Raw genomic sequence first — 12301 nt, forward strand, 5'->3', positions numbered from 1 at the left:
TGCCGGCGGGTTCGCCACGTCGACCGCCGCGGCGCCGGGCCCGACGGCTTATCCCCCTGACAGTCCGATGCCGATGGCTCCCCGCGACAAAGCCGATCCCCGCCGTGGCGCTGTGGCGCTCTGGTTGCTCGTCGTCCTAGCGGCGGGCGCGGGGGCGGGCTGGTGGTGGTGGCGCAACGCCGCGGCGGCTCGCGCCGCCTCGGAGGGGGACACCGCGCTGCTGCACACGGTCGGCCGGCAAGACTTCTCGCTGGAGATCACCGAGCGCGGCGAGATCCAGTCCGCCGGCGGCGTGGACGTCAAGTCGGAGGTCAAGTCGTCCGGCGGGACCGGCAACGCGATCCTGCGGATCGTGCCGGAGGGGACCCAGGTCAAGGAGGGCGACTTCTTGGTCGAGCTCGACTCGTCGGCGCTCGAAGCGGACCGGCTGCTGCAGAAGATCAACGTGAACACGGCCGAGGCCGCCGTCATCGAGGCGCAGAACCTGTACGAGACGGCCGTCATCGCGCGGCGCGAGTACCTCGAGGGGCTGTTCGTTCAAGAGCGGCAGACGATCGAGTCGGAAGTGTTCGTCGCCGAAGAGAACCTGAGCCGCGCGGAGGAGTACGTCGACTACAGCAAGCGACTAGCCGCGAAGGGCTACGTGAGCGAGCTGCAGCTCGAGGCGGATCGCTTCGCCGTAGAGAAGTCGAAGAAAGAGCTCGACGCGGCCAAGACCAAGCTGCGTGTCCTGGAGGACTTCACCAAAGAGAAGACGCTCAAGCAGCTCGAGTCGGACGCGGCGATCGCCCAGGCGAAGTGGGAGTCGCTCAAGAACAGCTACCAGCTCGAGGTCGACAAGCTCCAAGAGATCGAGGACCAGATCGCCAAGTGCCTGATCACCGCGCCGGCCGAAGGCACCGTCATCTACGCGCACGGCGAAGAGCAACGCGGCGGCGACGAGTTCGTCGTCGAGGAGGGCGCCGTGATCCGCGAGCGGCAGACGATCATCCGCTTGCCCGACGTGTCGAGCATGGAGGTCGCGGTCGAGATCAACGAGTCGCTGATCCAGTACGTGCGCGAGGGCATGCCCGCCGCGGTCCGACTGGTCGGCGGCGGCGACGTCGTGCTCCGCGGCCGCGTGAAGCGTGTGAACCAGTACGCGGAGCCCACCAGCTGGCGCCGGGCGAACGTGAAGGACTACAAGGCCTTCGTCGGCATCGAGAGCGACTCGTCGCTGGTCAAGACCGGCATGACCGCCTCGGTGACGATCAGCGCGATGTTCGAGCCCGACACGCTCGTCGCCCCGGTGCAGTCGGTTTACGCGCACGGCGACGAGGTCTACTGCTTTGTGCAACGCGGCGACGAACTGGCCGCCCGGCCCGTCGAACTCGGCCCGACGAACGACCGCTTCTTCGTGATCAAGGAGGGCCTCTCGGAAAACGACCAGATCGCGATGAACCCGCGGCAGCTGGTTGGCCGCGTCGACCTGCCCGAACTGGCGCCCACCCAGGCGCAGCAGGCGGTCGAGAACGGCCGTGACTGGCGCGAGTTGCAGCAACAGCAGCCAGAGCAACAACAGCCGGCCGAGCCCGCCAAGCCCGCCGCCACGGGCGAGGTCGCCGCCGAGGGCTCCTCCACGCCGGCGGCCTCCGCCGGTTGAGCACAGAGCCAGCCGTCCCCCGCGCCGGGACCGCCCGATCGACCCGCCGGAGCCCGATGAGCATCGCCGCACCGAAGGCCGCCGTGACCGATCGCCGAGGTTCGCCCGAGCCGGGCGTGGCGGCGAGCATCCGCGGCTTGGAGAAGGCTTACCCGCTGGCCGGCGGCACGGTTCACGCGCTACGCGGCGTGTCTTTCGACGTGCCCGATGGCGACTTCGTGTCGATCATGGGGCCCAGCGGCAGCGGCAAGAGCACCCTGCTCAACCTGCTGGGCTGCCTCGACCGACCCACTGCCGGCGAGTTCTACCTGGGGCCGGACAACGTCGCGCGGATGTCCGACGACGAGCTCGCCGACGTGCGCGCGAGCCGCCTGGGCTTCGTGTTCCAGTCGTTCAACCTGCTGCCGGCGCTGACGGTCGTCGAGAACATCGAGCTGCCGCTGCACTACAGCGGCCGGCTGGGGCGCGACAGCCGCCGACGCTGCGAGGAGTTGGCCGCGAGCGTGGGCCTTGGCGACCGCCTGGACCACCGGCCGATGCAGCTCTCCGGCGGCCAGCAGCAACGCGTGGCGATCGCGCGGAGCCTGGTCAACGACCCGCAATTCCTCTTGGCGGACGAGCCCACCGGCAACCTCGACACGTCGACCACGCGGGAGATCCTCGGCCTGCTCACGCAGCTCAACGAAGAGGGCCGCACCATCCTGCTGGTGACCCACGAACCCGAGGTGGCCGACCTCACGAAGCGGACCGTCGTCTTGCGCGACGGGCTGGTTGTGTACGACGGCCACCCCGACGGCGCGCGGGGGGCGCTGGAGTCGAGCCGGCGGGCGAATTAGCCAAGGAGGCAGAGGCAATGACCAATGGCCAAGCCCCAATGACCAATAAGGATTAGAGCCCACGCCACTTGTCATTGGTCATTGGGATTTGCTCTTTGCTCATTAGCGATCACCTCCGCGGTTAACCCCATGAATCCCTCTCTGCTAAGCAAGCTCGCCCGCTGGCGCCGCACGGTTGCGCTGAGCGTGAAGAGCCTGCTGCTGCACCCGATGCGTTCGGGGCTGACGGTGCTGGGCATCCTGATCGGGGTGACGAGCGTCGTTTGGCTGCTGGCGATCGGCGAGGGGATCAGCCGCGCGTCGCAGGAGCAGATCGCCGCGCTAGGGGCGCGGAACATCATCCTCCGCACCATCAAGCCGGGCAGCGACGACTTCGACGGCGGCGGCTACGGCGTGACCCGCGCGGACTACCTGAAGCTGTCTTCGACGCTCGCGTCGCTCCCCGTGCCGGGCGAGGCGATCCCGATCCGCGAGATGAAGTGCGAGTTCCGCGTCGGCCGCCGCGCGCTAGAAGGGCGCCTGGTCGGCTGCACGCCGGAGTACCAAGAGATCGCCCGGTTGGGAGTCGCCGAGGGGCGCTTCCTCTCGGACATGGACGGCCGGTCGGAGCGGAACCATTGCGCGCTGTCGGCCAACGTGGCCGAGCGGCTGTTCCCGCTGGGCGACGCCATCGGCGAGCTGGTGCAGGTCGACCACGAGTTCTACAAGGTCGTCGGCGTGTGCGACCCGCGCGCGGCGTCGGCCGGCGTGGGCGGGTCGCTCGCCGCGGAGGACTACTCGAAGGACGTGTACATCCCGATCCGCACCATGTGGCGGCGCCTGGGCGACCAGATCATCCAGATCCAGCCCGGCCAGTTCCGCCGCGACCTGATCCAGCTCTCGCAGGTGACGCTCCGCGTGGCGGACGAGGAGGCCGTGCTGCCGACGGCCGACCTCGTGCGCGCGACGATCGCCGCGGACCACCCGCTGGGCGACTACGCGGTCACCGTGCCGATGGAGCTGCTCGAACAAGCCAACACCACGCGGCTGATGTTCATGCTGCTGCTGGGCCTGATCGCGGCGATCTCGCTGGTCGTGGGGGGCATCGGCATCATGAACATCATGCTCGCCACGGTGACCGAGCGCACGCGCGAGATCGGCATCCGCCGCGCGCTGGGCGCGAAGCGCGGCGACATCGTCAGCCAGTTCCTCACCGAGAGCGTCGTGCTGTCGGTCGTCGGCGGGCTGCTCGGAGTGGTCGGCGGGTTGTTCTGCCGGCCGCTAGCGATCGGCCTGCGGACGCAGCTCGAGCGCTGGATCCCCGAGCAGATGGCCGCCGTGCCCGACCTGGTCCGAAACGTCGAGCCCGAGATCGTCCCCTGGTCGATCCCGCTGTCGATGGGCATCTCGGTGGTGGTGGGGGTCGCGTTCGGCGTCTACCCGGCGATCCGCGCCGCGCGGCTCGACCCGATCGAGGCCCTGCGGCACGACTGAGCAATGGCCGGTGGCCTGAGGCCGGTGGCCGGTGGTCAGTGGCCGATTCTTGGGGGGATGCGGGCGTTTGCAACCAGCGGACCGGCGGCCGGGCCTCTTCATGCGGGCTTCACTTCGGGGCACTATGGTGGGGCCCGCTTGGTCCGGCTTCCGTCGTCCCGCGTCTGAGAACCCCGCGATGCGCCGAAATCTCTCGTTGCTGCTCTTGCTGGCCTGTGCGTCGGCGGCCCCGGCGGCCGATTACGACACGCTCGAGGAAGACAACTACGACTCCCTCGCGCCGGGCGGCAAGGAGGTCGATGCGATCCACGGCGACCACGTGCTGCGCAACGACAAGCTGGTCGCCGTGGTGGCGGAGCTCGGCGACGAGCGGGACGCGAACCTCACTGTCCGCAACGTGGGAGGCGCGGTGATCGACCTGACCACGCGCGACGACCAGAACGACCAGCTCAGCGCGTTCTACCCCGGCGGCGGCGCCTACCGCTTCGACGAGCGGATCGACTGGCGCGCCGACTCGTGGGGGGCGCCGCGCGGCGCCACGCTCGCTTTCGCGGGCACGGCCCAAGCTCCGGCGGGCAGCCCGCTGCGGATCGCGGTCGGCTACGAGCTGCGCGACGCCGAGCCCTTCCTCCGCCTGGTCACCACGGTCACCAACAGCGGCGACGAGCCGGTCCGGTTCGCCCCGGCCGACGGCGTGCGGGCCGACGGCGACACGTTCAAGACCGGCGTCGACCACGAGGCCAACCTCTGGTGGGCGTACGACGACTACTGGCGCGGCGCGTACGGCGTGCAGCCCCTCGGCGGGTCCGACCAGGTCGATCGCCAAACCAGCCGCGAGCCCCGCTCGCCGGACCAGGTGATCTACCCGGCCGACCGCGCCGACGCCCAGCCCCTGACCCTGGCTCCGGGCGAGTCGCACACGTGGCGGCGGGCGCTGTTTCCGGCGCGGTCGAACGTCGAGCTGCAGACACTCGCCTACGAGCAACTCGGCGAGTCGCTCTTCGAGGGGGTCCTCGAGGTCACCGCCGGAGAAGAGCCGGTCGAGGGCGCCCAGGTGCGCGTGATCCACACGCCGGCCCACGGCGCCCCGGGCGAGCGGGTCTCGCTGGGAGTCGGCCACACCGGCGGCGACGGGCGCTTCGCCTTCCGCTTGCCTCACGGCCACTACCAGCTCCGCGTCAGCCAGTACGGGCACGAGTCGCAGTCGGTCGAGACCAAGCTGCCCCAGCAAGACGGCCCGGCGCGGGTCGAGCTCTCCGAGGCCGCTTACGCGGAGGCCCGGGTCACCGACGCTTCCGGCGCGGCGATCCCGGCGAAGGTTCAGTTCTTCGGGCTCCGCGGCACACGCAACCCGAACTTCGGCCCCGACGCCGCGGTGCGGGGCGTGCGGAACGTGCAGTACACGCCGGACGGGCGTTTCCGCTGCAAGCTCTCGCCCGGCGAGTACCGCTGGGTCGCGACCTACGGGCCCGAGCACGACGCGGCGACCGGCCAGTTCGAAGTCGCCGCCGGCGAGACAGCCCGCATCGAAGCCGCCCTGCCCCGCACCGTCGACACGCCCGGCTACTTGTCGAGCGAGCTGCACAGCCACAGCACCCCGTCGGGCGACAACACGGCGAGCCAAGAGGGCCGCGTGCTGAACCTGCTGGCCGAGCACCTGGAGTTCTGCCCGTGCACCGAGCACCAGCGGATCGACGTGTACGACGAGCACCTGGCCGCGATGGACGCGCAGCAGCGGATGCTCACCTGCCCGGGCATGGAGCTGACCGGCTCGCCGCTGCCGCTGAACCACCAAAACGCGTTCCCGCTTGAGCACCACCCCAACGAGCAAGACGGCGGCGGCCCCCAGACGTCGGCCAACCCGGTCGAGCAAATCGAGCGCCTGGCCGGGTGGGACGACAACTCGGAGAAGGTCGTGCAGACCAACCACCCCGATATCGCCCAGATGGTCGGCGACAAGGACCAGGATGGCAGCCCCGACGAAGGCTTCGAGGCGATGTTCGGCTTCATGGACGTGATCGAGGTCCACCCGCCGGAGCTGATCTTCCAGCCGTTGAGCCCCGCCGAGGCGAACGACAGCGGCGTCGGCACGGGCGGCTGGGAGGGCCGCGGCAACGCGATCGTCAACTGGCTGCAGCTGCTCAACCTGGGCTACCGGGTCACCGGCGTGGTGAACACCGACGCGCACTACAACTGGCACGGCAGCGGCTGGCTCCGCAACTGGGTGCGTAGCCCGACCGACAACCCGGCCGAGGCGTCGGTCGGCGAGCTGATCCACGAGTTCGAGCACGGCCACGTGGTGATGTCCAACGGCCCCTACCTGCAAGTCGAGGCCTCCGCCGGCGACGCCACGGCGATCCCCGGCGACGACCTTCCGGCCGACGGCGGCAAAGCGACCCTGCGGGTCGTCGTCCGCCGGCCGAATTGGATCGAGGTGAACCGCGTGCAGCTGTTCCTCAACGGCCGACCCGCCGAAGAGCACAACTACACCGCCCGCAGCCACCCCGACTGGTTCGCCGATGGCGCCGAGGCGTTCAACCGTGAGATCGAGCTCCGGGTCGACGAAGACACGCACGTGGTCGTCGCCTGTTGCGGGGAGGGCTCGAGCATCGGCCCGATGTACGGCGGCGCCGAGCTGCAGCAGGACTGGGGCCGCAACCTGCCGGTCGCGGTCGCCAACCCGATCTTCATCGACACCAACGGCGACGCCGACAACGACGGCGCGCCGTTCGAAGCCAACGGCGACGGCCTCGGCCTGCCGCTCCCCACGCCCGGCGACCTCAAGCCGTCGCACAGCCACACCCACCCGAACCACCAGCACTGAGCCGCGCCGCCCGCGACGCTACCGGGCCGCCCACGGACCTACTTGACCGTCGGAGCGGGGTCGGTGGCCCGCTGCAGCGCCGCCGAGGTCCGCCGGCAGGCTTCCAGGTAGCGTGCATCCCGGCGCCAGTCGTCGCCGCGTGGGTAGGGCGCGTCGATCTCGACCTGCTCGACAACCCGCCCCGGGCCCGCCTGCATGACCGCGACTCGGCTCGACAGGTAGGCCGACTCGTACACGCTGTGGGTGACGAACAACACGGTCAGGTCGCTCTGGGCGTAGAGGCCGAGCAGGTCGTCGTTGAGCCGCGAGCGTGTGATCTCGTCCAGGGCGGCGAACGGCTCGTCCATCAGCAGGACCCGTGGCCGGGTCACCAACGCGCGAGCGATCGCCGCACGCATCCGCATGCCGCCGGACAGCTGCCGCGGGTAGGCGTCGCGCCGGTCGGCGAGCCCGACGCGTGCGAGGGCGTCGTCGATGCGGTCGGCCGCTGCGCCCCGCGCGACGCCCTGCAGCCGCAAGGGCAGGTACACGTTGTCCCACACCCGCGCCCACGGCAGCAGCGTCGGGTCTTGGAACACGAAGCCGATGGTGGGGTCCGGCAGCGACCACGCGACGCGGCCGCTGGTTGGCTCGGCCAACCCGGCCACCAACCGCAGCGCGGTGCTCTTGCCACAGCCCGAGGGGCCCACGAGGCTGAGGAACTCCCCCCGAGCCACCCGCAGGTCGAACCCGCTGAGCGCCGCGGCGCCCGACGGGTAGGTTTTCGCCAGTCCCTCGATCGTTAGCAGTGTTTCGACCGGCATAGCGGGCGTCGGAGGAAAACCGTACGGGAGCGGAAAAAGCCTTACGTATCGTGCGGAAGCGGCAAGAGTGACGCGTCCCTTCACGGGGCCTTCACACTGCCTTCATATTCGCCCCCTAGGATGCGCGTCGTTGCGAGGGGGGGGCCGCCCGCTGCTCGCCGCCTGCCCCGCCGCCACCTGCCTCGCCGCCACTGGGCCTTTTGGCCCGAGCCAATCAACCCCGCGACCCACTGGATGACGACGATTTCGAAGGCCCGAGGACTGTATCGGTTCGCCTTGGCTGGCGCCACGGTTCTGTCGCTCGCCGCGGCCGGCTGCACCCGCCCCGGCGAGAGCATCAAGATCGACGGCTCGAGCACGGTCTTGCCGATCAGCACCGCGGCGGCCGAGCAGTTCCGGAAAGAGCACCCGCAGACGCGGTTGTCGGTCACCAGCTCGGGGACCGGCGCCGGCCTGGGCAAGTTCATCAACGGCGAGATCGACATCTGCGACGCGTCGCGGCAGATCAAGCCCTCGGAGGTCGAGCGGCTCGAGGAGGCCGGCATCGGGTTCGTCGAGTTCGTCGTGGCGTTCGACGGAATCGCCGTGGTGGTCAACGCCGACAACGACTGGGTCGACTCGATCTCGGTGGAGCAACTCGCCTCGCTGTGGCGCCCCGAGAACCCGGCCAACACGTGGAGCGAGGTCGACCCCGCGTGGCCCGACGAGGAGGTGAGCCTCTACGGCCCCAACCCCGACAACGGCACGTTCGACTACTTCACCGAGCACGTCGTGGGCGAAGAGAAATCGTGCCGCAGCGATTACTCGATGAGCGAAGACGACAACGTGCTGGTGACCGGCGTGTCGCAAGACAAGAACTCGCTGGGCTACTTCGGCTTCGCCTACTACTCCGAAAACGCCGACAAGCTGAAGGTCGTGCCGATCCGCCGGGGCGACTCCGAACCGGTCGCCCCGTCGCTCCAGACGATCCGCTCGAACGAGTACGCACCGCTCTCGCGCCCGCTCTACATCTACGTTCGCCAGTCGCTGCTGGAGCGGCCCGTCGGCGCCGAGTTCGTCAAGTTCTACATCGACAACGCGGGCGACCTGGCGAAGCGGGCGCAGTACGTGCCTGTGTCGGACGAGGTCGCCGAGGAGAACCAAACCAAACTGCAAGCGGCCCTCGGCGCCTGAGCGCGCCGCGTCCGCTCGGCCTCCCCCTTCCAATCGTTCTTGCCGCGTCGAATGCCCAGCGCCCCCTCCCCCGCCGAGGCCCCTCGGGTCGCCGACGCGCTCCGCCGAGAGAGCGTGCGTATCGGCGAGGGGGCGATCCATGTGTTCTTGTGGTGCTGCGCTGCGGTTTCGGTGCTGACGACGATCGGGATCGTGCTCTTGCTGCTGGCCGAGTCGCTGCGGTTCTTCGAGGAGGTGTCGCTGTGGGAGTTCCTCACGGCGACCCGCTGGACGCCGCAGTTCAGTAACGACCCGCGGTTCGGCATCCTGCCGCTGTTCTGCGGCACGCTGCTGGTGACCGGCGGCGCGATCCTGCTCGCCGCGCCGCTGGGGCTGGGCACGGCGATCTACCTGAGCGAGTACGCGAGCCCCGCGGTGCGTGAGACCGTCAAGCCGCTGCTGGAGGTGCTGGCCGGCATCCCGTCGGTCGTGTACGGCGTGATCGCCGTGACGACGGTCTCGCCCATCGTGCGCGCGACGTTCAACTCCGACAGCATCTTCAACGCGCTCAGCGCGAGCATCGTCGTGGGGTTCATGATCATGCCCACGATCATCTCGCTCAGCGAGGACGTGCTGCGGAGCGTGCCGCGCGACCTGCGGAGCGCCGCCTACGCGCTGGGCGCGACCAAGTACGACGTGACGGCCAAGGTCGTGGTGCCGGCGGCTCTGTCCGGGATCGTCGCGTCGTTCCTGCTGGCGATCTCCCGCGCCGTGGGTGAGACGATGGCCGTCACGCTGGCCGCCGGCACGAGGCCGAACATGACGCTCAACCCGCTCGAGGGGGTGCAGACGATGACGGCCGCCATCGTGAACATCAGCAGCGGCGACGCGCCGGCCGGGTCGCTCGAGTACCGCACCATCTTCGCCGTCGGGCTGGCGTTGTTCGTCTGCACGATGGCGCTCAACCTGCTCGCGCAGTCGGTTCTGGGCCGCATGCGGGAGAAGTACGAATGAGCCGCTCCGCGACCGGCGACTCGCTCAGCTCCGGACGCAGCTACCTGGCGTCGCGGGTGTTCGGCTGGGTCTGCGCGGCGGCCACCGCCGTCTGCGTGCTCGCGCTCGTGGGGCTGATCTCGACGGTCGTCGTCCACGGCGCGCCGTGGGTGAGCTGGACGCTCCTCACGCAGCCGACGTCGCTCGACCCGGAGAAGGCCGGCATCTACCCGGCGCTGGTCGGCAGCGTCTGGCTGATCGCGATCACGGCCCTGTTCTCGATCCCGACGGGAGTCGGCGCGGCGATCTACCTGGAAGAGTACGCCGGCGCGAGCTGGTGGCGCCGCTCGGTGCAGCTGAACATCTCGAACCTGGCCGGCGTGCCTTCGATCGTGTACGGCATCCTCGGCCTGGGGCTCTTTGTGCGGGCCATGGCGCTGGAGCGCAGCGTGCTTGCCGGGGCGCTGACGCTGTCGCTCGTCGTGCTGCCGATCGTGATCCTCGCCACGCAAGAGGCCCTGCGGAGCGTCCCCTCGACGATCCGGCAGGCCTCCTACGCGCTCGGCGCCACCCGGTGGCAAACGATCTCGCGCCAGGTGCTCCCGGCCGCGTTGCCGGGCGTGATGACGGGCGTGATCCTCGCCATCGCCCGCGCTTTGGGCGAGGCGGCGCCGCTCGTGGCGGTCGGCGCGGCGGTCGCCGTGTGGCACACGCCGGTGTCGGTGCTCGACGAGTTCTCGGCCCTCCCGCTGCAGATCTTCACGTGGGCGGCCGACGCGCAAAAAGAGTTCCACGGGCTCGCTTCCGCGGCGATCCTGGTGCTGCTGACGCTGCTGATCGCCTTGAACGCCGGGGCGGTTTTCGTCCGGGCCAAGTGGGGGCGCCGCATCAAGTGGTGAGTGCGCCTGCCGCCCGCCGGCCCCGCGGGGCCATCGCTCCGATCCTATGCTCCCCGATCCGGAACCTATGACTGTCGCCTCCCAATCGCCGCCGACGCTCCGCGCCCCCGAGGTCGGGCTCTCCCGCGCCGGCCGTTCGGCGCAGGAACTCGCCGGCGCGTCGCGGAAGATGGACGTGGCCGGCGTCGATTTCTTCTACGGCGCGAAGCAGGCGCTGTTCGGCATCCAGCTGGCGGTTCCCGAGCACTGCGTGACGGCGCTGATCGGCCCTTCGGGTTGCGGCAAGAGCACGCTGCTGCGGTGCCTGAACCGCATGAACGACATGATCGAGGGGACGCGGATCGAGGGGGTCGTCACGCTCGACGGCCACGACATCTACGCACCGCGGGTCGACGTGGTCGAGCTCCGCAAGCGGGTCGGCATGGTGTTCCAGAAGTCCAACCCGTTCCCGAAGTCGATCTTCGAGAACGTCGCCTACGGGCCGCGTGTGGCGGGCGAGCGGAACAAGTCGCGGCTGTACGAGATCGCCGAGCGTTGCCTGCAGCAGGCCGCGCTCTGGAACGAGGTGAAGGACCGCCTCGACGAATCGGCCCTCGCGCTCTCCGGCGGCCAGCAGCAGCGGCTGTGCATCGCCCGCGCGCTGGCCACCGAGCCGCAGGTGCTGCTGATGGACGAGCCGGCCAGCGCCCTGGACCCGGCGAGCACCTCGCGTATCGAGGACCTGATCTTCGAGCTCAAGGACCGCTACACGATCGTCATCGTCACGCACAACATGCAGCAAGCGGCCCGGGTGTCGGACCAGACGGCCTTCTTCTACGAGGGAGCCCTGATCGAGGCCGGCCGGACCACCGAGCTGTTCACCAAGCCGAAGAAGAAGCAGACCGAAGACTACATCACGGGCCGTTTCGGCTAGCGGGGCGCCTCGCGCGGTTGGTTGCGATGCGAGCGCCGGTCCACGGTCCCCTGTAGCTAAACAAGATGTCGATCCACCTAGAACGCGACCTCGAGTCCCTCGAGCAAGACCTCCTCGCCCAGTCCTCGCTGGTCGAAGAGATGATCCGTATGGCCTGCCGCGGGCTGGTGGAGCGGCGCCGCGGGCTGCTCGAAGAGCTGCTGCGCCACGAGCCAGAGATCAACCGGCGCGAGGTGCTCATCGAGGAGGAATGCCTCAAGATCCTGGCCTTGCACCAGCCGGTCGCGGTCGACCTGCGGCGGGTCACGATGGTCCTCAAGGCGAACGGCGACCTGGAGCGGATCGCCGACCTGGCGGTGAACCTCGGCGAACGCAACGACGCGATCGCCTCGTTCCCCCAGCTGGAGCTGCCAGACTTCTTGGAGCGGATGGCGGAGGTCGCCATCGGCATGGTGCGTGACTCGCTCGACGCGTTCGTCGAGCTCGACGCCGACGCCGCGCGCCGCGTGCGCCGCCAGGACGACGAGGTGGACCACCTCAACCGGCGGCTGATCGAGCTGGTCTACGAGGTGGTCCGCGAGTCGCCCCACCTGATCGAGCCGGCCCTGCACCTGTTCAGCGCGTCGCGGCACATCGAGCGGATGGCCGACCACGCGACCAACATCGCCGAAGACGTCATCTACCTGGTCGAGGGCGAGATCGCCCGGCACCGCCACGACCCCCTGCCCTCGCCCCCGCCGGGGAGCCCCCCCCTGTAAAGCGACCA

At 69.7% G+C, this 12301-nt stretch carries 10 protein-coding genes; 9 read left to right on the forward strand and 1 reads right to left on the reverse strand.

All coding sequences use genetic code 11. The annotated features are described in order from the left end of the window. Window positions 1-67 precede the first annotated feature (67 nt). From RIC11_RS18290 to RIC11_RS18305, 4 genes are all read left to right on the forward strand, one after another. Window positions 68-1642 carry an efflux RND transporter periplasmic adaptor subunit gene (locus RIC11_RS18290; protein ID WP_350213715.1) on the forward strand — a complete coding sequence of 525 codons (1575 nt, stop codon included), beginning with the start codon at window positions 68-70 and terminating at the stop codon, window positions 1640-1642. Between the two features lie 56 nt (window positions 1643-1698). Then, window positions 1699-2478 carry an ABC transporter ATP-binding protein gene (locus RIC11_RS18295; protein ID WP_350213716.1) on the forward strand — a complete coding sequence of 260 codons (780 nt, stop codon included), beginning with the start codon at window positions 1699-1701 and terminating at the stop codon, window positions 2476-2478. A 129-nt stretch (window positions 2479-2607) separates the two neighbouring features. Continuing rightward, complete coding sequence (locus RIC11_RS18300; protein WP_350213717.1) at window positions 2608-3951, forward strand: ABC transporter permease; 1344 nt, start codon at window positions 2608-2610, stop codon at window positions 3949-3951. A gap of 178 nt (window positions 3952-4129) precedes the next feature. Further along, entirely contained in the window at window positions 4130-6775 is a 2646-nt protein-coding gene (locus tag RIC11_RS18305) for a CehA/McbA family metallohydrolase (protein ID WP_350213718.1), read from the forward strand. Between the two features lie 38 nt (window positions 6776-6813). Here the strand turns inward: RIC11_RS18305 and RIC11_RS18310 are convergent, their stop codons facing one another. Further along, entirely contained in the window at window positions 6814-7578 is a 765-nt protein-coding gene (locus RIC11_RS18310) for an ABC transporter ATP-binding protein (protein ID WP_350213719.1), read from the reverse strand. Window positions 7579-7812: 234 nt separating this feature from the next. Between RIC11_RS18310 and RIC11_RS18315 the strand changes: the two genes are divergently transcribed. The 5 genes from RIC11_RS18315 to phoU all read left to right on the forward strand — a co-directional run bounded on the left by RIC11_RS18315 (window position 7813) and on the right by phoU (window position 12293). Beyond that, complete coding sequence (locus RIC11_RS18315; RefSeq protein WP_350213720.1) at window positions 7813-8751, forward strand: PstS family phosphate ABC transporter substrate-binding protein; 939 nt, start codon at window positions 7813-7815, stop codon at window positions 8749-8751. Between the two features lie 51 nt (window positions 8752-8802). Beyond that, window positions 8803-9744 carry a phosphate ABC transporter permease subunit PstC gene (gene pstC / locus RIC11_RS18320; protein ID WP_350213721.1) on the forward strand — a complete coding sequence of 314 codons (942 nt, stop codon included), beginning with the start codon at window positions 8803-8805 and terminating at the stop codon, window positions 9742-9744. Then, window positions 9741-10622 carry a phosphate ABC transporter permease PstA gene (gene pstA / locus RIC11_RS18325; protein ID WP_350213722.1) on the forward strand — a complete coding sequence of 294 codons (882 nt, stop codon included), beginning with the start codon at window positions 9741-9743 and terminating at the stop codon, window positions 10620-10622. Before pstC ends, pstA begins: the two co-directional genes overlap by 4 nt. Before the next feature lie 67 nt (window positions 10623-10689). Continuing rightward, complete coding sequence (pstB, locus tag RIC11_RS18330; RefSeq protein ID WP_502879405.1) at window positions 10690-11535, forward strand: phosphate ABC transporter ATP-binding protein PstB; 846 nt, start codon at window positions 10690-10692, stop codon at window positions 11533-11535. Window positions 11536-11600: 65 nt separating this feature from the next. After that, window positions 11601-12293, forward strand: coding sequence for a phosphate signaling complex protein PhoU (gene phoU / locus RIC11_RS18335; protein WP_350213723.1), 693 nt, complete (start codon window positions 11601-11603; stop codon window positions 12291-12293). Window positions 12294-12301: the final 8 nt, after the last annotated feature.

This window comes from Botrimarina sp. (assembly GCF_040219535.1).
Lineage (GTDB): Bacteria > Planctomycetota > Planctomycetia > Pirellulales > Lacipirellulaceae > Botrimarina.

Bases quoted from the DNA above. Each gene is read 5' to 3' on its own strand.
- RIC11_RS18290 (WP_350213715.1), top strand. From the start codon at position 68: ATGCCGATGGCTCCCCGCGACAAAGCCGATCCCCGCCGTGGCGCTGTG.
- RIC11_RS18295 (WP_350213716.1), top strand. From the start codon at position 1,699: ATGAGCATCGCCGCACCGAAGGCCGCCGTGACCGATCGCCGAGGTTCG.
- RIC11_RS18300 (WP_350213717.1), top strand. From the start codon at position 2,608: ATGAATCCCTCTCTGCTAAGCAAGCTCGCCCGCTGGCGCCGCACGGTT.
- RIC11_RS18305 (WP_350213718.1), top strand. From the start codon at position 4,130: ATGCGCCGAAATCTCTCGTTGCTGCTCTTGCTGGCCTGTGCGTCGGCG.
- RIC11_RS18310 (WP_350213719.1), bottom strand. From the start codon at position 7,578: ATGCCGGTCGAAACACTGCTAACGATCGAGGGACTGGCGAAAACCTAC.
- RIC11_RS18315 (WP_350213720.1), top strand. From the start codon at position 7,813: ATGACGACGATTTCGAAGGCCCGAGGACTGTATCGGTTCGCCTTGGCT.
- pstC (WP_350213721.1), top strand. From the start codon at position 8,803: ATGCCCAGCGCCCCCTCCCCCGCCGAGGCCCCTCGGGTCGCCGACGCG.
- pstA (WP_350213722.1), top strand. From the start codon at position 9,741: ATGAGCCGCTCCGCGACCGGCGACTCGCTCAGCTCCGGACGCAGCTAC.
- pstB (WP_502879405.1), top strand. From the start codon at position 10,690: ATGACTGTCGCCTCCCAATCGCCGCCGACGCTCCGCGCCCCCGAGGTC.
- phoU (WP_350213723.1), top strand. From the start codon at position 11,601: ATGTCGATCCACCTAGAACGCGACCTCGAGTCCCTCGAGCAAGACCTC.